The following is a 25,950-nucleotide window of genomic DNA, read 5'->3' on the forward strand; positions in this document are numbered from 1 at the left end:
CTGTATCTGCATGAGAAAATTATTGTCAAACACCACCCTGAGACTTTTGCTGGGTGTTCTGGGGGGTGTAGTACTCGGACTCTTTGCTTCTGAATCTTTAATCGCGGTTGTATTACCAGTCAAACATATTCTTGGGCAAGTTATCTTCTTCCTTATACCTCTTATCATTTTCGGATTTATTACCCCATCTATAACTCGTCTCAAGAAGAACGCGTCGAGGTTACTCGGGAGTTCTTTGTTGCTGGCCTATGTGTCGTGTATCGGAAGTGCTTCACTGGCTGCCTTTGTGGGGTATAAGATAATTCCGCTACTCGATATAGTTCCGGTTAAAGAAGCGACAAACAGCCTTCCCGAGATGCTTTTTCGCCTGGATATACCTCCTTTGATGCCCGTATTAAGCGCTTTGGTATTTGCTTTTTTATTGGGGTTGTCTGTCATATGGACCAAAGCTGTGAAAATAGAAGCGGCCTTATACGAATTTCAGGATCTGATCTTTGCGATGGTCAAGAAAATCCTGATTCCGATACTACCTTTCTTTATTGCCGCTAATTTCAGTATTCTGGCATACGAAGGTGCATTGGCATCCAGACTGCCTGTATTCCTTGCTATATTGGTGATAACTGTGCTTTGTCACCTGATATGGATAAGTTTTCTTTATATTTCTTCGGGGCTGTATGCCCGTGTAAATCCCTGGAAAGTACTCAAATATTACGGACCGGTGGCATTGACTGCATTGGGTACACAGTCATCGGCGGCCAGTCTGGGAGTCGCCATAGAGCAAACAAAGAAATGTCCAGAGTTGAAACCGGAGATAAGAGATTTTGCCATACCACTGTTTGGTAATATCCACTTTCCGGGTTCTATACTGGATGTTGTATTCCTGTCCCTTGCTGTTTCTCAATTATTATACGGAACTATGCCGGATATAACTCAGATACTCATTTTTATTCCGCTACTTGGCATTTTCGCGATAGCTGCTCCGGGGTTGCCCGGAGGAACACTTATCACTTCTTTAGGTCTGATACATGCAGTCTTAGGGATAGATGATGCCGGAGCCGCTCTGATGATAACGATTTTTGCTCTTCTCGATAGTTTCGGGACTACCCATAATATAACCAGCGACGGAGCTCTTACACTTGCCTTATCAACTTACACCGATAAAAAGAATCTTAGTCCGGATTTACCGGAATAAGCACCTCTATATAAGAATGAGGTTATTCAAGTATTAACTAATATAAAAAGACTCTATGAAAAATTTTATTACCATTAAGGCCTCCTCCATACCCGGAGGAGAACATGAGGAACAAAGAAATTTGTCCCGGTTTTATTCTCTACACATATCATCATCCATAGATCAATGCCCAACTTCTTGTTTTCACATGCGAATGTGTTGTTAACCTATATTTAACTATTCCGAAAATAAACCCGTCGGTTTATTTCCCCTGATTGATATCCGCATATTCCGGGGTAGTCCGAACTGTACTATAGAGGTTCTGAACCCCTGAACTAATAAATGTGCAAGATATTATCCTTCAATTAAGCAATCTATAAACAAACACTTCTTGTAGCCTTCTATGCATGGCTATAATAGATATTCATTAAAAAATTATGGCAAAAACAATTAGCTCTTTTAGCGATAAGAGAGACCGGCATCGTGTAAATAAGTATTATTACATTTTCGTATTCTTTCTATTGCTATCAGGTAGTATGATAGGGCAAACAGTAATAAAAGGTACAGTTGTAGACGAAAAAAACAGGGAGCCTCTGGTGGGAGCCTCTGTCGCATTGGTTTCTACCACACAGGGTAGTCTCACTGATATAGACGGGTCCTTTTCTCTCCCTGTTTCGGGACAACTGCCTGTTACTATCAAGGTGGCTCTTGTGGGTTTCAAATCACAGGAATTGGATGTATATGAAAATAACGGGCCGATCATTATTCCCTTAACGGAAGATTTAAATTATCTGAATGAAGTAATCGTGGTCGGATATGGTACCCAAAAGCGTAAAGAACTTACCGGGGCTATTTCTTCGGTTTCAAAAGATGCGTTATCGCAATTATCTACTTCATTCGATGGATTACTGGGGGGAGCCGTTTCCGGCTTGAATGTATCCCAAAACTCCGGTCAGCCCGGAACTACTTCCAACATTCGCATACGTGGAGGAAACTCTATAAACGGAGGGAATGAGCCTTTGTATGTGATAGACGGGGTTATAATATATAACGACAATTCGTCGGCCAATATCGGGATAAGCCGTGCTGCCGGGGCATTGAATCCGTTAGCTGCATTGAATCCCGGTGATATTGAATCCATAGAGGTGCTGAAAGATGTGTCCGCTTCGGCCATCTATGGTTCGCGTGGAGCAAATGGTGTAATTATTATTACTACCAAGAGTGGGAAAAAAGGGAAGACGAATATTGAATATCAATATTCTATCGGCTGGCAGCAAGCCCGTAAAAAGCTCGATCTGATGAATGCGCGCGAATGGGGTGAGCTTTATCTGGAAATCGCATCTGCCGAAAATATCAGTGAAACCGGTCTTACTGCTGAAAAAGTGGCGCAATTGGGTGAAGGTACAAACTGGCAGGATGCAGCCCTGCGCACAGCGACAACCCAGAACCATCAGCTTTCGATAAGCGGCGGAGATGATAAGACGAGGTTTCTCTTATCTGGTAATTACAGCGATCAGGATGGTATCTTGCTGAACACGGGCTTTAAGCGTTATAGCGGACGGTTCAACTTTGAAAGGGATTTATTCTCTAATCTGACCGTAGGTTTGAACGTTACAGCCAGTAAAATGGATCAAAGCGGATTGAGCAGCTATAACGGACTGTATGTGAACGGTGTTTCAAACTCGCTCGATTATGTATTGAGGATACCGCAGGTAGTTTCTATATATAATCAGGATGGAAGCTATAATTACAATAACCTTTTCGAAAAAGGGGATTTACGATTTGGCGACCGTACCGTAAATGCCATATCGGATCTGGTTAATACGACATCGCAGACAAAAAATAATACTCTCATCGGAAACTTTTTCGCTAAATATACTATCATCCCCTCGTTGGTGGCTAAGGTTAGTGCAGGAACCAATCTGAGTAATACGACCCTCAATTTTTTCGCGCCTTCCAGCGCTGCGGCAGGTTTTCTGGCTAAAGGGTATGGAAGTATCGGAAACAAGCGGTTCGATTCGTGGCAATATGAATATACGCTCAATTACACAAAGAAGCTGAATAAAGACCATTATGTGGATATATTGGCCGGTTATACGACCCAGACCACCGATATAGAATACTCGATAGCATCGGCCAGTAATTTCGCTAACGAACAATTGTCTTACCATAACCTGCAGGGAGGCGCCACTCTCTTGTCTCCAAGTTCGGGCGGTTCGGAATCTATCCTCAATTCGGTACTGGGAAGGGTCAACTATTCTTTCCTCGGCAGGTACAATCTTACCGGGACATTCAGGGCGGATGGTTCTTCCCGGTTTGCAAAAAATCATAAATGGGGTTATTTTCCGTCCATCGGTTTGTCATGGAACGTTAGCGAAGAACCTTTCCTGAAAAATAATAAGGTCATCAATGATCTTAAACTGAGGGGAAGTTTCGGGGTTGTCGGCAATCAGGAGATAGGCGACTACCGATATGAAGCGACATACGCTACAAAGGTATATTCTTTCAATAACCAGCTCGTTACGGCTTACGGCAGGGCTAATGCTGAAAACCCCGACCTGAAATGGGAAGAAACATCGCAATATAATCTGGGTTTTGATCTGAATCTGCTTAACCGCAGACTAGGCATTATAGCCGATGTTTATTATAAAAAGACAAGCGACCTGCTGCTGGATGTGCCTGTGGAAATAACAACAGGATTCAGCACCATGCTTATGAATGTGGGCAATGTTACAAATAAAGGAGTGGAATTCGCATTGACAGGCAGCATTATAGATCAGAAAGACCTGCAATGGAATCTGTCTGCCAATATTGCTAAAAATGTAAATGAAGTCACCAATATCGGTAATCTGGATTATTTCCTGTCCGGTAATACGATCATAAAGAAAGGAGAATCTTTAGGCTCTTTTTATGGTGTTGTCTTCGATGGAATAGTACAAACCGGAACAGATATTTCGAAAGTACCTGCGCCGAGCTGGAAAACGAGTGTTGAGCCCGGTGATGTAAAATATGTCGATCAAAACAACGACGGCAAAGTTACTCAGGATGAGGACAGAGTTGTCTTAGGTTCTATTCAGCCTGATTTCACTTACGGATTTTCTACCACACTGAGATATAAATCATTGAGCTTATTTGCAGCTTTTCAGGGTAGTAAAGGTAATCAGCTATACAATCAGCTCCGGCAGGAGCTGGAATCACCATCCACCAGCTACAATGTATTAGCTACACTCCGTGACAGATGGACGCCGCAGAATCCGTCCAACACAATTGCTAAAGCATCTGTAACTTCTGCCACATGGCTCGATAGCCGCTATATCGAAGATGCCTCTTTTCTACGTCTGAAAAATATAACTCTGAGTTATGTCCTTCCTGTGAAAATAACAAAGGCTCCTCAGACAAAATTCAGAATTTTTGCAACGGGACAAAACTTATTGACCTTTACCAAATATAAAGGATACGACCCTGAAGTTTCCAGCGGTATAGATTCCGGAGCATACCCCACAGCGAAGACAATATCTTTTGGTGTGAATATATCTTATTAAACAGTTTACTATAAAATAATTAAATCAGAAAGAGATGAAGAAGTTATTATATACCTTAATATTATCGGTGACAATTCTTTCATGCAGCGATAGTCTTGATGTGACGCCCATAGGCAAACTGATGGGCGGAAACTTTCCCGTAACGGATGAGGACGCCATAGCCCTTACCAACGGGATTTATGCGCCTAACGTTGGTATTAGCACTTCGCTGGCGTATATGATAGATCTTACCACCGAAACCACTGTTTCGGGGGAGAATCCGAATAGTGGCGGAGGATTATTGGGTTTGATACAGTGGGAGCCGACCAATAGTTATGTGACATCGGTATGGACCGCGTTTTATGTAGGTATTACAAGCGCAAACGATGTTATCGATAAATTATCGGAATCCAAAACCGTTTCCGAATCCATTAAGAAACGCTCTATCGGCGAAGCCAGATTCCTGCGGGCATATTACTATTATTATGCAGTGCAGTTTTGGGGAGAAGTGCCGTTAGTCTTACATAATGTTGATGGAAAAAACACGACCCGCGCGTCGATAGATGAGGTGTATGCACAGATCGAAGACGACCTGAAAAGTGCCGCAGATAATTTACCCAATGCGAGCAGTTACGCAGACAGCGATAAAGGCAGGGCAAGCAAAGGCGCCGCTTATGCATTATTGTCAAAAGTATATCTGGTATGGGCGCAAACATCTGAAAGCGGAGGCGACACAGCCCGCAAAGACAGATTCCGGAAATCTGTAGACGCAGCTAATAGTGTAACAGGATACGAACTGGAAGAAGTTTTTTTGGATAACTGGAACGTAAACCATAAAAACGGTAAAGAAAATATTTTCTCTACCCAACATGCCTCTGGTACTGCAACAGATGGTAGTGGAGGTAATCACTTAGCACACTGTGCTTTTTCGAGTGGTTTCAGCAATACTACCCCTCATGTACTAGTCTCGGATAATAAATACTATGACGCTTTCGACGACCGTGACCAAAGAAAAAGCGGAACATATGCCAAAGAGTTATATAATCCTGCTACAAATTCGGTCTTTACATTCACGCGGCCACGCTTTCGCAAATATATTGACGCCAGCGACCCGTTGGGTTCGGCCAGTAACCGCAATATCAACAGGTCTATCATACGCTATGCCGATATTTTGCTGGTAAAAGCCGAAGCAATCAATGAACTGAATAACGGACCGACAACAGATGCTTATGACGCAATAAACCAGGTGCGGAGAAGAGCTTTCGAACATTTCCCTCTAAATCAAACATCTCCGGACGATTTGCCGGCAGGACTTGATTACAACGGCTTCAAAAAAGCGGTTCAGCAGGAAAGGATGTTTGAACTTACCTATGAGCAAAGCCACTGGCTCGATCTGGTAAGATGGAGAGTTTATGTTAAGACCTTAAAGGAATCGGGATTAGACGAGAGTTACAAGAAAAGTTCCGTAAGCCTCAAAAACTACCGTTTTCCTATACCTCAATCCCAACGGAATATAAATCCCGAAGGTTTATGGCAGAACTGGGGATATGACGGTTATAACGAATCGAAGACCGGTGCAAATCCTTATGCCGGCTTCGAATAAATAAATTATATAATAGAAACCCATTAAAAAGAGCAATATGAAAATCTATTCACAGGATACAAAAAAACGGATAAGTATATTGGCTATTATTATACTTTCCGTATTTGGAACAACATCAGTTGATGCACAGACCGATAATGCTAATACAGGCCCCAATTCTGTATTTGTAAAAGATGCGGTTAAAAAGGCATTTGAACAGAATGCCAGTCCATTGCGCAACTATCTTTTCAGCAGGCGGGAAGCACTCATTAAATTGCAAAGCCTGCCAAGTGAGGAATTACAGGCTGTAACATTAGAAGCCCGTACCACAGCAGAGCAGAGGTCGGGCTTACGGAGAATGCGTATCCGCGGCTTCCAGATCATAAGCGATAGCGGAACGGACTTTGCGGGTTACAATGTAGGACCGGGTTCACCCGAATCGCAGGTTGCGATCATAGCCAGTGATTTAGCGGATAGCTATCTTAATCAGGCAGCTCTGAGAAATATACCTATCGATTCATTAAGAATCGAAATCATAAATCGTCCGGATGCCGCTCCTACAAATAAGGTGAGTTATCCCCGTAACTTCCTCTATACTGCATATATAAAATCGTCAGCGGATGATAAGCAACTGGAAGAATTACGGAAGGCCGCGGAAGCAAATTCTCCGATATTCAATTTTATCCTAAAGCCGCAGGTAGTGACCGGGGAAATTGATTATACCCGGACTCCCGATAAGCTGGTGATACCGGAAGGAGGGCAGCCCGGACTCCGAGAATATCTGAAATATAAGCGTGCCGCGTACTTACATCTTCAGGAAGAAGGCAAGAAACGGGAAGAAGAGAGAAAGAAGAATCCATCGCTGGCGAATAACGAGAACCGTAATCCTCTGGTGGTTACGGTAAACAATAACGGTGTCCGCCAGCTTCAAATCCGCCAGTTCCGTATATTGCACGACAATCCTGCATATCTGGGAGGAAGCGACCTCGGACCTACCTCTCAGGAACATCAGTTAGGTGTGTTGACAAGCTGCCTTACTCATATTTTCCTGATTCAGGCTGCTGCCCGCCAGGTTCCGCTCGATTCGCTGGAAGTGAATGTAAAAGCCACCTCCGATATTCGTGCCGGGCGCAGTGGTTTTGAGACTGTCCCCGGCTATCCGTATGATATTCATTATACCGTGCATGTGAAATCTCCGGCAACATACGAACAAATCGAAGTGTTGCGGGATGCCGTAGAAGCAGTTTGTCCGATATATAACTTATTGAAGGATGAACAAACAATAGAAGGCCGTATAGTTAAAATAGGTAATTAGGTAAATCCAGATTGTGGATTTGTTGGAAGTGCTTCTTGCAGGCACTTCCAATTTTTATAGTTAATTCGAAAAATATGAATAGAATTTATACCATTATATTACTGACTGTTTTTCTTTTTCCTATTTATACAGGTTACGGATATTCAGCCTATGGCAAAGAGCCGGTTGGTATCGACTTTTTTACGAAAGTTAGGAGCATTTCTAATCTGAAAGAAAATAAAGGGGATATATTCTTTATCCTTCGACAGCCCGATTTAGAGGGAGACACATACCGAAGTGACTTATATCAGCTGGTGGATGGAAGGGAGTTAAGACTGACATCTTCAGAAAATGTCTCCGATTACTTTTTTCTTGACGATACTATTATTTTCAAAAGTATACGCGATGAAAAGGACAAAGAAAGACTAAAGAAAGGAGAGCGGCTTACAATATTTCAGAAATTGACCAAAGGTTATCAGGAAGCAACAGAATGGTTGCGGTTGCCTTATGCTGTAAAAGATATCCGGCTAATAGACGGAAACCGTTTCTTTTTTACAGCTTCTTATCGGTTGGCTCCGAAAGAAGAATCCCGGACGGAGGTGCTGAAAGACATAAAAGAAAATGGAAGGTATCGTATCTTCGATGAATTACCCTTTTGGTCGAATGGTCAGGGTGATATCAGTGGAACCCGTACCCACCTTTATTATTATGATAAAGGAAAAATCACCGACCTTTCAGATTCTCTGGAAACGGTTTCCGACATAGAACTTAGTCCCGATAAGAAGCATCTGGCTTATATCCGTAAAACATACCGGAGGAAGGCTTCACAAGATAACAGTCTGGTATCATTGAATACCGGAACATTGGAGAAAAAAGAATGGAATTTGTTCAATAAAGCCGTTTACTCCCAAATCCAGTTTGCGGATAACAATGAATTTGTTGTTCTGGTCAATCGCAGCTTAGAACGCAATAAACAGGAGAATCCTGAATTTTATCGTCTGAATTTGTCATCAGGGAATATTAAAGGAATATATGATGGAGATTTGTATGCGATAGGCAATAGTATCGGTTCTGATATCAAGTCGGGGGGCCGTAGCAAAATTACATTTGATAAAGATGGGTTTAATTTTGTTTCAACTGTGATAGATCAGGCTCCACTTATCCACATAAATTACAAAGGCACCTCTATATCTGTTCGTTCGCCGAAAAATATCTCTATAAACGATTATGTACCCTATAAGGATGGCTTTCTGGTTGTAGCCATGGCAGAGCAACAGGGAGAAGAAGTGTATTTTCTCAACAGTAAAGGAGAGATTTCCCTTTTGAGTTCCATTAATACGGCCCTGTTTGAGAACCATAATGTTGTGAAACCTATAGAAATAAAATTCAGAAATGAAGATGGACGGGAACTAAACGGCTATATTCTGCCTCCGGCCAATTATAAGAAGAACGAAAAATATCCGGCTATATTAAATATACATGGAGGCCCGAAAGCAACTTATGGGACAGTATTCTTTCACGAGATGCAGTATTGGGCAAATCAGGGTTATGCCGTTCTATATACCAATCCCACAGGCAGTAATGGGAGGGGAAACGCATTTACTGATCTGCGGGGTAAATTCGGCTCTGTAGATTATAATGATCTCATGGCTTTTGTGGATGCAGCGATAGAACAGGTTTCGTTTATTGACAGAGGACGTTTGGGGGTTACCGGCGGATCTTACGGCGGATATATGACCAACTGGATAATCGGACATACCAATAGATTTAAAGCGGCGGCTTCGCAACGGAGCATCTCTTCATGGATTTCCTTCAGCAACACGAGTGATATCGGACATACTTTTACCGAATCATACATCGGTCATAATCTATGGACAAACAGTGAGCTGTTATGGGAACAGTCTCCCCTGAAATATGCAGATCAGGTAAATACACCAACGTTGTTCCTCCATAGCGATCAGGACTACAGATGCTGGTTGGTTGAAGGTGTGCAGATGTATTACGCCCTTCAATATTTTGAAGTCCCGACCCGCCTGATAATATTCAACAATGAAAACCATGAATTATCCCGGTCAGGGAAACCTAGAAACCGGATCAAACGCTTGGACGAAATTACCCGGTGGTTTCAGAAATATTTATAGACAGAGATTTTTGTTCTCATTTGGAAAATACCATGTTAGTGGTATTTTTCTTTTTTTATAAAGGATATAACTTCGCTGGTATTAAAGTCATCCGGAAAATAGAGTACGGAGTAACATAAAAGAGAAGAAAATATGTCTAAAGAATCTGATTTTTTACTGAATGCGGGAGAGCAAACCAAAGCAATTCATGGAGGGGAATTTCCCGATCCTGTGACTAAAGCTTCTTCCCCGAATCTAATAATGTCCACAACTTTTATTACAGATGCCGACGCCGGATTTTCCGTTGAAGGTCTTGACGAAAATGATTCATGGCTTTATTCCCGTTGGGGTAATCCTACCGTTCATCAGCTGGAGGAAAAACTGGCTATTTGCGAGGGAGCCGAAACGGCTGTTGCCTTTGCAAGCGGGATGGGTGCTATCGTCGCATTACTTTTCCATTTACTGAAGGCCGGAGACCATGCGATTGTAAGTGATGTAGCCTATGCAGCCCTTGCTGAATTGACGAATGAAATGATTCCCGGGTTAGACATTGAAATCACAAAAGTGAATACCTCCGACCTGAAGTCTCTGAAAGAGGCTGTCAAATCAAATACCCGCCTGATATATATAGAGACTCCCTGCAATCCCCTGCTACGCCTTACAGATATCGCCGCCGTGGCGGAAATTGCACAGGAAGCGGGTGCGAAGTTGGCTGTAGATTCAACATTCGCGACACCTGCCGCTACGAAACCTTTGGCACTGGGTGCCGATTTTGTGATACATTCACTTACCAAGTATTTAGGCGGACATGGTGATGCTTTGGGCGGAGTCATTCTGGGTAGTAAAGAAAATCTGGTTCCTTTACGAAAAAAGACAGCCATCCGTTTTGGCGGAGTATTGAGCCCGTTTAACGCATGGCTGATATTAAGAGGCTTAGCTACATTTCCTCTTCGTATGCGGGTTCATCAGGAGAATGCTCTCAAAATTGCAGCATATCTGGAAAAACATCCGAAAGTTAAGCGTGTATTTTATCCGGGCTTGCCGTCACATCCTCAGTATGAACTGGCAAAGCGGCAAATGAAAAATTACTCGGGAATTATTACGTTCCAGATAGATAACGGAAGGTCACAGGCCCGCAAATTTGTGGAGAGATTACAAATAATTCATTATGCAGTTTCGCTCGGTCATCATCGTTCTTTGATCTTTTATCTGGATAGCAATGAATTATTAAAAACTTCGTTTAAATTCTCAACTCCTCAGCAACTGGAATCATGGAATGATTTTGCAGGAGACGGACTTTTTAGATTATCTGTAGGGCTGGAAGATGCCGAAGACTTAATTAGCGATCTGGAGAGGGCGCTTGTCTGAAAAATATTGCCAAAGCGAATTAGATATTAAAAACTTTATCTATGTATATAGCTGATAGCCTTTAGCCGCCGGCTGATAGTTCTTTGACAGATTGGAATGGCCCCTCCATTGACTACACTTCGTTCCGTCGAACGTTGTTTCTCCCCAAAGGGAGGCTACAGAGAGGCTAAAAAGTAATAGGTAGAAAAAGTGTTACCTTTGTTACCTTTTAGCGGATAAAAGCTAATTAAGATGGATAACCTCACACCCGTTGCTCTAGTAGTCTGTATCTTCAGAGAGCGGACTATGGGTAGCCGGATGTATTTCGGTTTCGTCCTGTTTTAATTGCTCTTTAAAGAATGCCTTAACTGTCTCCCACGGATAGTAGGGGCCGGTATGGCTCTCTAAAGGTAAATTTACTTCATTTTCATTTAAAAGAAGTTTTACCAGTATCTCATTCTTCTTATTACGGAAGAAGATAAGTTGCAGATTGGCTCCCATAGGAGAAACCCGGTAATCCTGCCAGGCGAGATGGAATTTCTCCATGTCGGTTTCCTTATTATTGCATCCTTCTACCTGCATTAGTGTAAGCAGGCGGATGAGGTGCGTATCATGTCCGAAACGAAGATCGGCCGCGGGAGTTCCTTCTTTTATAGCGATTTCCGCACTTTCCACTATATTGCGTAGTAAAGGTATGGCGCAACGGGGCATCAAACCGCCATTAAGCGGAGCATTGGCATTGCAGACATACATGCGTGCATTTACCGTTTTCCAAATGCCGACTAGTTCTTCATATTGGAAGATGTCATATAAAGTTACATCTATGTCTACATTCTGCATATCGGCTGCAATCCAGTAGATTCCACGCATAAGGGCATCCTGATTTGTTATTGCATCGGGATTTACAAACAGTGAAGCCATCAGGCGTTCCGGGCGAACGTTTTTCTTCTCAAAATCACGAAAAGTACGTCTCCATGGAGCTGGTCTTTTTTCAGAAGAAAACTTTTCTCCTTCCGGTGAGGTATAGGCTATATATTCCATATATCGCTGGTAAGCCCTCCGGTCTACATGCAATGCAGGATTCAGTTCTTTCAGGCCTTCTGTGAAATAACTCATACTCATGGCACAGCGCAGCGAGGTAGATGAACGGGCATCAATAGATGCATCTCCACGGAATACCTGAGGGAAATTATGGTACATCCGTCCGGCTATTTCATGTTGCTGCCGTTCGCCCAGAGGGGTGATATTGCCGCTCTTGCCCCGGGCGTCTTCCCATACTTGTTGCAGGCGTTTACGGACATCTATGCCGAGTGGAGTCAATTCGGAACGCTGATAAAGCGAATCGAAAACGTGTAGGACTTCTGTATAACGTTCGTCCGATGTCATCCAGCGGGAACCATGACGGCCATAGTGACTGATGTAGAAGGGTTCGTATCCTTCAGGCGCCGGAGTGTAAACCTCAGGAGGAGCAGGGTAAGCGTAATAGATACTTCCGGTTTGCTCTAGTGTCGGTTGAGAGCGGACTGAAAGTCCGCACAGTAAAAGTATAGTGAATATAATGTATTGTCTCATAAGCCTTATCTTACGGTAATAGACCTGTTTGCTACTTAATTGTTGATCTTTAAATTGCGGACATTCTTTTGTTTGATGCCTTCAGCCGCGTGATCAGGGCGAATGTCACCCCACGTAATGTTACAGTCATCGAGTCTGATATCAGATGCCGTATCTATATAGAAGCTGTAAGTCTTATCACGGATGAACCCTTCACCGTCGCACGGACGCTTGTCGTATATGCCGCCTTCGTATGCAGTACGTTTCTGTAATAGCAGGTCTACATCCTTGAAATAGATATGGTTCACTTTGTCGGGAATATCTCCACCTATAAAGATACCGTTCTCACTGGTACATTTGATATTCGAGAAATAGATACGGCTTACTTCTCCGCATCGGCCTTCGGTGGCTCCTTTCGGGAAACGCCAGCCTGCATCTTTGTGATTGCCTATGGCACGCGGGTAAGACGTGATGTAAATCGGTTCGGCTTTTCCCCACCATACATCGGAGAAGAACATGCAGTCCACGATCATATTTGAGAATATCACATTGGTGACGGTTCCTTCGTCGCGGTTCTGGATGCCTATGCCCCGGTTGCTGTTCTTGATAATGCAGTTATTGAACAGCACATTATTGATCTTATCCATATTCTCCGACCCTATCTTGATGGCACACGAACGGGAGACCATGGTACAGTTTGTTACAACAATGTCTTCGCAAGAACCGTATTCTTCGAACTCCCGCCGGTTTTTCAGGCATATGCAATCATCTCCGGACTCGATATGGCAGTTGGCAATGCGTACATTCTTGGAATGGTCTATGTCAATGCCGTCACCATTGCGTATTTTCAGGTCGTTCAGTATGGTGATGCCATCGATGGAAGCATCGTTGCAGCCGATAAGGTGAACAGTCCAATAGGCACTGTTGCGGATGGTAATATCCCTAATCACAGTTTTTTCCACATTGATGAGAGTCAATACATGTGGGCGGGGATCAAAGTCGGTCACGGGCTTCAATTCATAAGAGTCTTCCAACTCTTTTCCCATGAATGCGACGCCGTTCCCGTCGATTGTGCCGGTTCCGGTAATGGAAATCTCTTTCAGATCTTTCCCATGTATCCACATCATGCCTTCGCCCCGGTTGTCGCGGAAAGCACTTTGTGTATATACCGTCTCATCAGGATTTGCGAGCAGGCGGGAATTGGATTCCAACCGGAGTTCGACATATGAAGCCAACTCAAAGGGACTGCACATAAAAGTATGCCCAGCGGGGATAAGTACTGTGCCTCCACCCGATTGAGAGCATGCATTAATCGCTGCCTGTATTGCTGCGGCATCATCGGTTTTTCCGTCTCCTTTAGCACCATAATCTATAATATTATAGGTGCTCTCGCCTGCCTTCGGGCTATTGCAGGCACCTAACAGGAAGATGGCGTATAAGGTAAACAAAAGTGCTTTAATTTTCATAAATATAGCTTTTCTGATTAATTACTTGTCTATGGTTACTCTTTCGCAGCCTTCGTACCTGAAAGCTTCATAATGACTATCCGGCGCTTTCTCACCTTTGACCCTGATAAGGGTCAAATCGTTGATTTCCCGGAAAAGGTAAGCGCTTTCCCAGAGCTTCTCCGGTTTATCTTTGTTCCAGCATACAAGACAATCGACAAGAGATAGCTCATCTACGCCATGAAACAGGAATCCGTTACGGGATCTTTTATCAATAGCGTCTTCAGGTTCCATAAATAGCTGTACGTCACGGAGGCGGATATTTCTCATACGGTTGCTGAAGCCTTCCATCCGGATACCGCTTTGTCCGGAGGCAATGATGTTATTAAGTACTATGTTTTCTATGCTTCCGGCTGATGGAATGTTCCCGCGCTTCTGTATCGTGAACCAGACAGGATCGCCATTTCCCCACCAGAATGTTTCTTTGCGTACAGTATTGATAGTCATATTCGAGAAGATCACATTGCGCACGGTGCCTCCGTCGCGGACTATGATGTTTAGTCCTCGGTTAGCCCCGTTAATTACACAATTGGAAGCAGTGATATATTCAAAATTGCTGTGTGACTCTGTTCCTATTTTCAAGGCTGCTGAAGAGGAGGTCAAAATGCAATTGCTGATGGTGATATATTGGCAGGGTTGAGTTCTCCCATTCTGACGGGTTGTTTTCAGGCACAGGGCATCATCACCCGTATCTATCCGGCAATTACTGACCGTTACATTGCTGCAACCGTCAATATCCAGACCATCCGCGTTAACGCCATTGTGAGGATCGGACATTATGTATATGCCGTCAACAGATACTCTGTCGCACCATTGTAGGTGTACCGACCAGAAAGAAGATTCAACAACCTGTATGTCCCGGATACGAATATTTGTACATCCCGTGAAGTTGATCGCTCCCGGACAAGGCGGTACTTTCTTGAACTTGCTCTGGTAGTCTACTCCATATAGCCCGGCATTGACAATTTCTCGCGCGGTTATAGAGTCTGTAACTTCAGTTTTTGGCTCTCTCCGGTATCCGATACGTTCTGCCTGGCAATGTAACGTACCTTGTCCTGTGATGGAAATATCCCGGGCATTGACTGCGCCGATCAGCATCTCGGCCTCGGCATTATCGGCTGCGCCGATCTCTCTGGTGAAATTACTGAAGTCTTCGCTTCTTCTGCTGGCATAGAGCGTAGCGCCTGCTTCAATATGCAGGTTGACAAAGCTTTTTAGCTGAATTGTACCACTGAGATAATTACCGGGCGGAACCAATACCATACCTCCTCCATGAGCAGCACAATCATCCACTGCTTTTTGTATGGCCTTTGTAGAGAGTTGTGTAGTATCGGGAACAGCCCCATAGTCTATGATGTTATAAACTGATTGAGACCATGCCACAGAGCTGCAAAGGGCAAGCAGGGATAGTATAGTAATTCTTAGAGATGTTATCATGTATATCCTTTCTTTATATCTTTACTTCATCATATCAGGCGGACAATCCTCCGGTTTGGTTCCCCATTCACAGTTAGGCTTGTTGCCCATAAGAAATTCGATTGTTCCGCCATTCATTATATCCTGATGCATAATGTAATTATGCGTATAAGGTTTTCCGTTTAGTGTTGCCGATTGTATGTAGATGTTCTCTCCGGATGTATTCGGAGCCTTTACTGTAAAGGTCTTTCCATTTTCCAGATGCAGGGTAAGACTGGGGAAGGAAGGGCTGGCAAGCATGTAATATGGCGTACCCGGGCAGACAGGATAAAATCCCATAGCTGCAAACATGTACCATGCCGACATCTGTCCCGCATCATCATTACCCGAAAGTCCACCCGGTGTATTCATATACTCCGTTGCCATAATGTGGCGTACGGTACGTTGGGTTTTCCACGGTTCTCCTGCATAGTTAAACATAAAGGCAATCTGATGGCATGGCTCGTTTCCGTGCCAATAGCGCTGTTCGCTGAACATGGAATCTAACTTCGCTATATAGTTTGTTTTACCACCCATACACTCCATCAGTCCGTATGGGTCGTGAGGAGCATACCATGTATAGTGACAGGGAGCGCCTTCGGTAATGAATTTGGCAAAGTCGAAAGCATTATCTTCATTCAGGAAAGTACCATCGGCATGACGTCCCTGAGCGTATCCTGTGCGGGGATCAATGACGTTCCGGTAATTAGTCGCACGTGATATCAATTCCTGGTAATCTTTCGTTTTGCCCAAAGATTTAGCCATCTGTGCGAGTACGAAGTCATCATAGGCATATTCTAAAGTCCGCGAAGTTTGCTCATTGGTATGAAATGCATCCGGTACGGCATCCTCTAGGGGGATATAACCATATTTGAGATAAGATGTCAGCGCACGGCGTCCCATGCCATTTCTATATTCATCCGGATTGGCAGGAGTCTCAAAAGCATTTTTTCTCATCCCTTCGTAAGCTTTTTCAATGTCGAAGTTGCGGATACCTTTGCTATAAGCATCGCCGATAGCGGCAATAGAATGGTCGCCTATCATGGCGGCAGTATAGCTGTTCCAGCAAGGAAAGATAGGTAGCCAGCCACCTTGTTCGTATTTATGAACAAGCGATTGCATCATATTTCCGCCTTTGGTAGGGAAAAGGATGTTAATCAGAGGATGTAGTGCACGGTAAGTGTCCCACATGCTGTAATCCTCATAGTACGTTTCCCCCTCGGGTAATTGACGTATCGGAAGGCCTTTGGCAAAAGACGGATAACGTCCATCCACATCGTTGAACGTACGTGGCAGGAAAGAGGCACGGTAGAAGGCGCCGTAAAACTTTTCTTTATCCATAAGGTTCTCTGTTTCCACCTGTATTGTGGAAAGATGTTTCTCCCATATCTTGTTTAGCTCTGTCCTTGTGCGGTCAAAGTCCCAATGAGGAATTTCAGCTTCCAGATTATGCATAGCTCCTTCTTTGCTGACAAAAGATGAAGCGGCCTTTATCAAGACCTCTTCCCCTTCCTTCACATCGAATTCTAAATATAAGCCTATTTGTTTAGCATTTTCTATTTGTGCGGTATGCGAAAATAAGGAGTCCCCCTTGTATGTCCCATAGCCTGTTATTTTCTTCTTGAACCGGATAACAAAATGACCACTGTATCCGGCAGGTTCTCCCCAGCCCTGATAGATGCGGTGAACAGGATTATATCCGTAAATCAGATTGTTGAATGTATCGATGGAGATGGATCCCTGGCCTTCGTCGCTGTTAGGATTGACTATCAAATATCCCTTCCCTGCTTTCTTATACGTAAAACGGTAAATAGCCGAACGGGAACGGGCAGTCATCTCGGTATAAATATTCTCGTCGGGTAGGAGAGTGGCATAATAAGACGGGGTTGCTTTTTCTGTCTGGTGCGAAAAACGGGTTGCCCGTGATTCAGGCTGGCAGCGCAGAGTTCCGTAAAGAGGCATAAGCGTCATTGAACCATAATCCTGAGTACAGCCGCCAACAATCCAGTGAGAGTTGCGGAACCCTTGCAGCAATGTGTCTGCATAATAATAAGGAGCGATACACTTCTGTTCTGTATCGCGCGTTTGGGGAGTCCAGAAATTCATGCCATTCGGTTCGAGTACCGCAGGAAGTGTTTGTCCGTATTCCTCCGTATTCTTTCCGAATTTACCTGCCGTATGAGTTGTGCTTGCAGCAGTGCCGATACGGGTATCAATGTATTTTATCCGCGAATCCTCGATAGTATTGCGGTAGCCGCCGGAGCACGACATTGTAGACAGTAACGATATCATAGCCAGCAGTGCGAAGCAATATGTGTAAATGGTTTGTTTCATTTATATGTTATTAATATCCTATTCCGGAAATGAGGGGTGAAGTGATGCTTGTCAAGATTTTCGAATCAGCAATAGTCCTGTTGTTTGACCGGCAGGAAGCAGGCAAAATGAGTAAATAGAACTTAGACTCCATCTTCATAGTATCCATTGTTTAGGGTGATATACAAAATTAGTGGCTTATCTTTTATGAAAAGAGGAAAATAAGAAAGATTGGGCGGAAAATAGTAAAGTGGAGATTTTACACTTTACTATTTATCTTCAGTTTATATCTTATCAAAGTGTTTATTTAATACCAACGGAAGCCATATATGAATATGGCTTGGCATTTTAAAAATACCTATTTCTTATTAAGTTTAGAACTTGGCAAATATCCGAAAAACTCCTTGAAGCATTTTGTGAAATATTTTGGATCATTGAATCCTACTGCATAAGCTATTTCGGAGACATTTATATCTCCCGGACCTTCTTGTAGCATTCTTTGCGATACATTTAACCGGTAATTCTTCATGAATTGTCCGATAGGTTGCCCTGTCAAATCCTGCATTTTCTTGTTTACTAATGTCTTGCTGTATCCCATGTCACGTACAAAACATTCCAGATTATATTCCGGATCAGCATAATTTTCTTTCATCAGGTTCACGGCGTTAGTAATAAAAGTCTTATCCCTCGATTCTTCCTGTACATGTAATTCTTCTACCTTGCTGCTTGCTGAGAACATCTTTTTATATTTATTCCTCAAGTTGAGAATATTACGGATACGGAGTCGTAGTACCTCTTCATCGAAAGGCTTACAGAGGTATTCATCTACACCGATTTCAAAACTTCTTTTTTCCTGAAGTTCCGAACGGACTGCTGTAAGCATGAGGACAGGAATATGTGAAGTCGCCAGATTCTCTTTGATGTGCCGTGATAGTTCCATGCCATCCATTACAGGCATCATGAGATCGCAAACAATGAGGTCAATGGTGTGCTTCTGTACAATATGCAAGGCTTCTTCTCCATCTTCGGCCTCGAACAGACGATAATCACCCTTAAGTAGCATATGGATATATGAACGCATATCCTTATTGTCTTCTACAATAAGAATCGTTTCTTTCTTACCCCCGTCAATCGGTTGCGATATATCCAGCCGGTAATTGTTTACCGGTGTTTTCCGCTCTTCTTCCGCAGTTAGTACTATATCTCCCGCAGGAATTAGTGGCATCAGTATGCGGAACGAGGCTCCCCGATCCGGATTATTGCGCGCCCATATTTCGCCGCTATGCAGCTCTACGATTTTCCAGCAAAGGAAAAGCCCGATACCAGTGCTGCTTTGACCATAAACAGGGTATTTCTGCACTTTTTTAGATTGATAAAAGCGGTCAAATATCTTTTTCATGTCTTCTGTTACAATACCATGTCCTGTATCGCGTACATTTATATAAAGAGCTTTTTCCCCGTCGTGTCTTTTTACTGATGCTATAAATATGCTGATACGTCCATTGTCCGGTGTAAATTTAATGGCATTCGAAATCAGATTTACCATTACTTTGCGCATATACGCGGCATCGATAATCAGGAAAGGATTATCCAGACGAAAGTAGGTTTGTATATCTATATGTCTTTCTTTTGCAAAGACTCTGAAAGGCAGAAGTAATTCGGACAAGAAATCTACAAAGTCCTCTGGTCGCTTATCCAATATAACCTTATCCATTTCCAGCTTTCGGAAGTCCATTAGTTCATTAACCAGAGAGAGTAAGTAGCGGGAGTTTCGTTCGGCAATCTCCAATTGTGCTTTTACACCTTCGTCTTTCGTTTCTTTCAGGGCATGTTCGATAGGACCATGAATAAGCGTGACGGGTGTACGGAACTCATGGGTAATATTGGTAAAGAAAGATATCTTTTCTTCCGTAATCTCCCTTATGTGTTGTGTCATAGCTTCCAACTGTTTGTTCTGGACTGCCAGTTCTTGTGTACGTTGTTTGACTTTTCTTTCCAGTCGTATTTTCTGTTCACGATAAGTCCGGATTTTTCTCTTATACAATAAATAGACTGACAGACAGGTGATTCCAATAAGTAGCAGATAGAACCAGCCGGACTTATAGAAATAAGGAGTAATATCGACTTCTATTTCTGTAATCTTATCCGACCAGCGCCCTAGTTCATCTGTTGCACGCACCTGTAATGTATAGTTTCCGGAAGGTATGGAAGTATATCGTGCCAGATGCTCTCCGGGTTGCGTTTCGTTCCATTCTTCCTCATATCCTTTCAGCCGGTATGCGAATCGGATACGGCTACTGTTCCCATAATCCTGTGTAGTAAAGCCGATGGAGAAACGATTATCTTTTTCATGTAGAAAGATTTTAGAAGCAGAAGTTATATCTGTCTCGAGATAATTACCACTGGATGGATAAATAGTGTTTCCCCCAATTGCCAGAGATGAGAATTTTACTTGCGAATCGGCAGGTAATAAAGTTTCACTTTCGGGATGGATAATGACCAGGCCGTCTATAGTAGCCATGTATATAAAATCATGTATTGCCGAATAATGGATGCCATTCTGATAGAACTGAGTGGCAGGTAACCCGTCGGCTTGAGTATAATTACTGAACGTCATCGCCTGGATTTTCAATCGTGAAATTCCGTCATTGGTTGCCAGCCATAAGTTTCCCTGTCCGTCTTCTGTCATACCGATAATGGTATTGTTAGGTAGTCCGTGTCTTGTTGTATAATTTTTGAAGATGAAATGATTATTCTTGTCACTTGTCAGTTGGTATAATCCGCTTCCATTACCACCCAGCCAGATTGTACCGTCTTTGTCCTCCATTATACTGTTTATCTTTTCCAGTTGTGTTGACTCCGGATTGTCCAGTTTATACTTCAGATATTTATAATCGAATCGTTTATTGGATCTGGCAAAAGATGGCAGGTCGACGATAAAGACTCCTTGAGTTGTTCCTACCCACAAACGTTTCTTCCGGTCGATTAAAAGCGCATGTATAGCTTCGAATTCGTTATCAGACTGGTCAAATAATACTCTGGTGAAAGTGTTTTTCCGTTTGTCGTAAAAATGAACTCCACGGGTGGATCCAAACCAGATTCCATGATTAATCTTATCTTCACATGCACTATTTATGAAATCGCCTTCCAACTCGGGTATGATTTCACGCGTATAGCGCTTGAAGGTACGGTTGTTTGGAATATTCAGGTTCAGTCCATTTATACCGACTCCCCAGGTATATGCCCATAAATAGTTGTCAGAGTCTATCAGGATTCCATTAATCGTATTATTGCTGATGGAAGTGATATCATTGGGTGAAAAAAGATAATGTGTACACGCCTTATTTTCTTTACTCCACTTCATTAACCCACGCTCTACCATTCCCATCCAAAGATTACCCTCCTTATCTTCATCCACCGCATTTACGGGTGTTGGAATATCTATATTTATAGAAGAAGTTGCACCCGGCCATAACTCGGTTTGCAGACGTTTTGGAGAGAGCACATTGATTCCTCCGGTTTCTGTGCCCAGCCAGATTATCTCCCCGTCCGTGAGCAAGCAGTTAATAGCATTACAGTTGATCGTAGTGCCATTTTGTTCGCTCGTCTGGCGGATGAACGAGAAAGTATCTGTATCTCTGTGATAGACATTCAGCCCGTTAAGTGTAGATACAATCAAGTGTTCCTTGTCGGTCAGTTTAATGTCTGTTATATATGCCTGGCTCAACATGCCGGATCGATGTGTAGAGTAACGGTATCTTTTCAGGCTGTGTTCTGTATGATTATACTTGAATACCCCTCGGTTCGAACCAATCCACAGATATTCACCGTCAGCCTGCATGCATGAAATGCGCCAGTCTTCACTAAAGGAAGTCAGGCTGTCGGATAGTATTTTCGTTTTCAGGAGATTGCCTGGTCGTTTCTCTACACAGCATACTTCATTGTCTATACCTGCGCAGATAGTCCATCCTATATCAAGGATAGCATGCACAGGCGAAGCGGAAGCATTCTTCAGGCAATAATAGGTTTTGATATCTCCTTTCTCATTCAGTTCTATACACCACAGGTCTTTGCTGCCGGAAATCCATAAGTCACCTTGTTTGTCTTTGTAAATCGTGCTGACATATTCATTCATTAGTCGTTTTAATGGGCTGTCGGGGGATAGATTAAGTTCGATGGAAGAATAAGTATTGAGGTCAATAATATCAATCCCTCCTTCGGTGGCAATCCAGAGTCGTTTATAATTGTCTTCACATATTTTGTGTACAAAGTTGTTCTTTAGATGTATAGGCGTAGATTGTGTGTCGTAATTCAAAAAGTCATAACCATCATATCGCCCTATCCCATGATGTGTTGCAACCCAGATATATCCTTCCGAATCCTTGAAAATATCACTAACGAAACTGTAAGGTAGCCCTTTGCTCTCTGTTATGAACTTAAAGTTGTATTGATCAAAAAAACGATCGGAGTTTTGAGCGAAAAGCGCCAATACTTGTATTAACCAAGTGAAGGCTAGTGATATATGTCGTTTCATGATAATTCCCGGCTTTAGTATTCTATTCGTTAGGTGCGATTAGTGCGGAAAAGGTACAACTTTATTTTTTAATTTTAATACCCTCTCCGGGTATCCGGAATGTTAACTTCACTATTTTCCTCTTCTTTTGCATCATTTTCCCCCTGTTTATTTTTTTGTTGGCTTAACTTTGTTGTAGTTAAAATCTAGAATACTATGGAAGCAAAGACATTTTCGTTTTTCACTTCAACTAATACTTATTATGAAGGACAGTAAAGATACTGCGTACCTTTTGCATTACTTTTTGTTAGTAATGTTCTGTGAAAACTATTTGTCTAACTCTTCAATTTAAATAGCTGATCAAATAACTGTAATTTGTGTTGTAACATTTGGGAATATACCGGTATATAGGTAAATCATATTTCTGCAATTGGAACAATACTTATAAGATCTATAGAAAAATAGGAACTGAATTTCTAACTAAAACTTTATTTTATGCTGAATGTGCAAATAAAAAGAAAAAGAACATTTACGCGAGGAATGCTCTTTGTTGTGCTCTTGCTAAGTAGTACCTTGGCATTTGCCCAGAACAAGGTGACCGGTACAGTGACAGATAAGACGGGAGAACCCCTGACTGGTGCCAATGTAGTGGTGGCTGGCACTACAATTGGTTATATTACTGACGTAGACGGTAAATATACAATAGAAGCGGAAAAAGGGCAAACCCTTATCTTTTCCTTCATTGGCTTTACCAAACAAGAAGTAAAGGTTACTCAGAATGTAATCAATGTCACATTGGAAGATGATGCCAAGACTCTCGATGAAGTTGTGGTGGTTGGTTATGGTGTCATGACACGTAAAGATGTGACCAGTTCCATCACTACCGTAGGTGCCGATAAGCTCAATGTCGGAGTTTATTCGGATCCGGCACAGTTACTGCAAGGTAAGGTACCCGGACTGACAATTACCCAAAGTAGCAACCCGAATGCTAATCCTTCCATTACATTACGTGGTGCTTCCACATTGCGTACAGGAGCAGCTATGGAACCTTACTATGTAATTGATGGTATCCCGGGGATGTCTTTATCCCTGATTTCACCGGACGATATTGAAAGTATCGATGTTCTCCGTGATGCCACGGCAACTGCTATCTATGGTTCGAAAGCGGCTAACGGTGTTATTATTGTGACTACCAAGAAAGGTAAGGCCGGACATACAAACATCACTTACAGTGCTTATGTCGCAGTTGATAATGTGATGAAGAATTATGATGTGATGAATGCTGCGCAACTTCGTAGTTATGCACAATCGGGAGGTATCGAGCTGGTAAACGATTTAGGGGCAGATACCAAATGGCAGGATGAAGTGCAACGCACAGGTTTCAGTCACAACCATAATGTCTCTATTAGTGGAGGTACCGAACAGACTTCTTATAATACCAGTATCAACTATATGGAACGTCAGGGTGTGATCAGAGGTACAGATATGGATCGCCTGATAGGACGTGCATTTGTTCAGTCCAAGGGTTTGAAAGACCGCCTTACTCTGTCATTCAATATCAATGCGAGTGTAACCAATAATCATACTGTTCCGATGGACACTCAGGGGAAGAGTGTATTAGATGCCATGTATTATTACTCTCCATTGGTACCTGTTCGCAATGATAATGGCAGTTGGTACGAAAATAGTGGTATTTCCCAAAACTATAATCCGGTAGCTCTGATCAATGAAAATATATATGATACAGAAAGCAAACGTATTCAGGGAAATGGTAAGGCTTCACTGAAACTCATAGATGGTCTGGTTTATAATTTGAGTCTGGCCTATCAGAATGAGCAGAATATTTATAGCAATTATAATTCTACCAAATCATTGATAGCTAATGGTATGGATGGCAAGGCAGAACGTTCTTCTGTAACCAATAAAAAGAAAGTTTTTGAAACATACCTGAACTATGACAAAACATTCAAAGATGTTCATAAACTTGGTTTAATGGGTGGTTATTCATGGGAAGAATCAAATGATAATGATGGATTCCAATTGACGACTTATGATTATTATAACGATGATCTAACTTACCACAATATGGGAATGGCAAATAAGATTGATAAGAATGGTCTGGGCGGCTGGGCACTTTCTACCTTGCGTATGATTTCGTTCTATGGTCGTTTTAATTACTCTTATGCTAGTAAATATTTATTCCAGGCAACAGTTAGGCGTGACGGATCGTCAGCTTTTGGTAATAACAACCGATGGGCAACTTTTCCTTCTTTTTCCGGAGCATGGCGTATTTCGGAAGAAAGCTTCATCAAAGATCTTAATCTGTTTGATGACCTGAAACTACGTGTGGGCTATGGTGTTAGCGGTAATTCATTAGGATTCGACGTATTTACAGCTACTCAGATTTATGGAGCGACCGGATGGTACGACCATCTGACTTCAACCGGGGAATCGGAGCAGGTTCATATACTTGGTGCTACCCGTAACGCTAATCCGGACTTGAAATGGGAACGTACTGGCATGTTCAATATCGGTCTGGACTTTGGTTTCTTCAATAATCGCTTGGGGGGTACTATCGAGTACTATGATAAGCGTACGAAAGACCTTATTGCCGACTATGCAGTTTCAACTACTAAATATCAATATAACTGGTTGACTACCAATGTTGGCGAAATAAGTAATAAAGGTATTGAGTTAACGATCAATGCAATGCCGGTAAAAACAAATGACTTCACATGGGAAACTTCATTAAACCTTTCTCACAATAAAAATAAGGTTGTTAAATTGTCCAACAGTATGTATTCTGTCGACTATTTCGACAAAGCGAATGTTGATGCCGGAGGTTTTGCGACAGCAACCAACCAGCGTGTGATGGAAGGCTCTCCTATCGGCCAGTTCTATCTTTGGAAATGGGCCGGAGTTAAAGATGGAGTTTCTAACTTTTATGTATATAGTGAAAGCAGTCTGACTGAAGTTTACAAAGATCAGGGAGGTTTTGAAGGCAAAGTAACAAAGCAAGAAGACGGACGCTATATCGATAATGAAACCGGAGAATATGTGACTACCAGCAAACCTTTATACGACGACCGTGCTAAAGCAGGTTCAGCTCAACCGAAACTAAATGCGGGATGGAGTAACACATTCACCTATAAAAACTGGACAATGACTGCATTCTTCCAAGGTGTATTCGGTAATAAGATACTGAATGCTTCGCGCGCCTACCTGAGCAATATCGGTAACGTGACAGCAGGTAAGAATGTATTGGCTTCTATCGCGGACGAGAATCCGGTAACTGATAATAATTCTCATGCTCCGTCTGATCGTTATTTGGAAAATGGTAGCTACGTGCGTCTCTCATCACTTACTTTGGGCTATAACTTTGGCCGAATGAATGATTACATAAAAGGGCTTCGTGTTTATGCAACTTGTAACAATGTATTTACTATTACAGGTTACAAAGGCCTTGATCCGGAAGTGAATCTGGGCGGTATCGAACCGGGTATCGACAATCGTCAGACTTATCCACGTACGCGTACCTTTATGTTCGGAGTTAATGTCAATTTCTAAAATGCTATGAA

At 42.6% G+C, this 25,950-nt stretch carries 12 protein-coding genes; 7 read left to right on the forward strand and 5 right to left on the reverse strand.

The genetic code is table 11. From position 1 onward, the window contains the following. Positions 1 to 10: 10 nt before the first annotated feature. The 6 genes from QZL88_RS15895 (at position 11) to QZL88_RS15920 (ending at position 11,056) form a co-directional block, all read left to right on the forward strand. The gene (locus tag QZL88_RS15895) at positions 11 to 1,192 is read left to right on the forward strand and encodes a cation:dicarboxylase symporter family transporter (RefSeq protein ID WP_296942720.1); all 1,182 of its coding nucleotides are present in this window, start codon (positions 11 to 13) and stop codon (positions 1,190 to 1,192) included. A gap of 416 nt (positions 1,193 to 1,608) precedes the next feature. Further along, positions 1,609 to 4,713, forward strand: a complete 3,105-nt coding sequence (locus QZL88_RS15900) for a TonB-dependent receptor (protein WP_296942722.1) — start codon at positions 1,609 to 1,611, stop codon at positions 4,711 to 4,713. Positions 4,714 to 4,747: 34 nt separating this feature from the next. After that, positions 4,748 to 6,295 carry a RagB/SusD family nutrient uptake outer membrane protein gene (locus tag QZL88_RS15905; protein ID WP_296942724.1) on the forward strand — a complete coding sequence of 516 codons (1,548 nt, stop codon included), beginning with the start codon at positions 4,748 to 4,750 and terminating at the stop codon, positions 6,293 to 6,295. 37 nt (positions 6,296 to 6,332) lie between these two features. After that, positions 6,333 to 7,589: an OsmC family protein gene (locus QZL88_RS15910; RefSeq protein ID WP_296942726.1), complete on the forward strand. Its 1,257-nt coding sequence runs from the start codon at positions 6,333 to 6,335 to the stop codon at positions 7,587 to 7,589. Between the two features lie 74 nt (positions 7,590 to 7,663). Then, positions 7,664 to 9,709: a S9 family peptidase gene (locus tag QZL88_RS15915; protein ID WP_296942728.1), complete on the forward strand. Its 2,046-nt coding sequence runs from the start codon at positions 7,664 to 7,666 to the stop codon at positions 9,707 to 9,709. Positions 9,710 to 9,841: 132 nt separating this feature from the next. Next, entirely contained in the window at positions 9,842 to 11,056 is a 1,215-nt protein-coding gene (locus QZL88_RS15920) for a PLP-dependent aspartate aminotransferase family protein (RefSeq protein ID WP_296942730.1), read from the forward strand. 255 nt (positions 11,057 to 11,311) lie between these two features. On the opposite strand, the gene QZL88_RS15925 is transcribed toward QZL88_RS15920, so the two are convergent. The 5 genes from QZL88_RS15925 to QZL88_RS15945 form a co-directional block, all read right to left on the reverse strand. Next, on the reverse strand, positions 11,312 to 12,607 hold the full coding sequence (locus tag QZL88_RS15925; protein ID WP_296942732.1) for a histidine-type phosphatase: 1,296 nt from the start codon (positions 12,605 to 12,607) through the stop codon (positions 11,312 to 11,314). Positions 12,608 to 12,642: 35 nt separating this feature from the next. Beyond that, positions 12,643 to 14,052 carry a glycosyl hydrolase family 28 protein gene (locus QZL88_RS15930; protein ID WP_296942733.1) on the reverse strand — a complete coding sequence of 470 codons (1,410 nt, stop codon included), beginning with the start codon at positions 14,050 to 14,052 and terminating at the stop codon, positions 12,643 to 12,645. 21 nt (positions 14,053 to 14,073) lie between these two features. Further along, the gene (locus QZL88_RS15935; protein WP_296942734.1) at positions 14,074 to 15,528 is read right to left on the reverse strand and encodes a glycoside hydrolase family 28 protein; all 1,455 of its coding nucleotides are present in this window, start codon (positions 15,526 to 15,528) and stop codon (positions 14,074 to 14,076) included. A 21-nt stretch (positions 15,529 to 15,549) separates the two neighbouring features. Then, on the reverse strand, positions 15,550 to 17,880 hold the full coding sequence (locus tag QZL88_RS15940) for a GH92 family glycosyl hydrolase (protein WP_296942735.1): 2,331 nt from the start codon (positions 17,878 to 17,880) through the stop codon (positions 15,550 to 15,552). 337 nt (positions 17,881 to 18,217) lie between these two features. Next, complete coding sequence (locus QZL88_RS15945) at positions 18,218 to 22,393, reverse strand: two-component regulator propeller domain-containing protein (protein ID WP_296942736.1); 4,176 nt, start codon at positions 22,391 to 22,393, stop codon at positions 18,218 to 18,220. Between the two features lie 474 nt (positions 22,394 to 22,867). Between QZL88_RS15945 and QZL88_RS15950 the strand changes: the two genes are divergently transcribed. Then, positions 22,868 to 25,939: a TonB-dependent receptor gene (locus tag QZL88_RS15950; RefSeq protein WP_296942738.1), complete on the forward strand. Its 3,072-nt coding sequence runs from the start codon at positions 22,868 to 22,870 to the stop codon at positions 25,937 to 25,939. The last annotated feature ends 11 nt before the right edge of the window (positions 25,940 to 25,950 follow it).

The sequence above is a fragment of the uncultured Dysgonomonas sp. genome, assembly GCF_900079725.1.
GTDB lineage: Bacteria > Bacteroidota > Bacteroidia > Bacteroidales > Dysgonomonadaceae > Dysgonomonas.

Bases quoted from the DNA above. Each gene is read 5' to 3' on its own strand.
- QZL88_RS15935 (WP_296942734.1), bottom strand. From the start codon at position 15,528: ATGATAACATCTCTAAGAATTACTATACTATCCCTGCTTGCCCTTTGC.
- QZL88_RS15930 (WP_296942733.1), bottom strand. From the start codon at position 14,052: ATGAAAATTAAAGCACTTTTGTTTACCTTATACGCCATCTTCCTGTTA.
- QZL88_RS15910 (WP_296942726.1), top strand. From the start codon at position 6,333: ATGAAAATCTATTCACAGGATACAAAAAAACGGATAAGTATATTGGCT.
- QZL88_RS15940 (WP_296942735.1), bottom strand. From the start codon at position 17,880: ATGAAACAAACCATTTACACATATTGCTTCGCACTGCTGGCTATGATA.
- QZL88_RS15900 (WP_296942722.1), top strand. From the start codon at position 1,609: ATGGCAAAAACAATTAGCTCTTTTAGCGATAAGAGAGACCGGCATCGT.
- QZL88_RS15945 (WP_296942736.1), bottom strand. From the start codon at position 22,393: ATGAAACGACATATATCACTAGCCTTCACTTGGTTAATACAAGTATTG.
- QZL88_RS15920 (WP_296942730.1), top strand. From the start codon at position 9,842: ATGTCTAAAGAATCTGATTTTTTACTGAATGCGGGAGAGCAAACCAAA.
- QZL88_RS15905 (WP_296942724.1), top strand. From the start codon at position 4,748: ATGAAGAAGTTATTATATACCTTAATATTATCGGTGACAATTCTTTCA.
- QZL88_RS15915 (WP_296942728.1), top strand. From the start codon at position 7,664: ATGAATAGAATTTATACCATTATATTACTGACTGTTTTTCTTTTTCCT.
- QZL88_RS15895 (WP_296942720.1), top strand. From the start codon at position 11: ATGAGAAAATTATTGTCAAACACCACCCTGAGACTTTTGCTGGGTGTT.
- QZL88_RS15925 (WP_296942732.1), bottom strand. From the start codon at position 12,607: ATGAGACAATACATTATATTCACTATACTTTTACTGTGCGGACTTTCA.
- QZL88_RS15950 (WP_296942738.1), top strand. From the start codon at position 22,868: ATGCTGAATGTGCAAATAAAAAGAAAAAGAACATTTACGCGAGGAATG.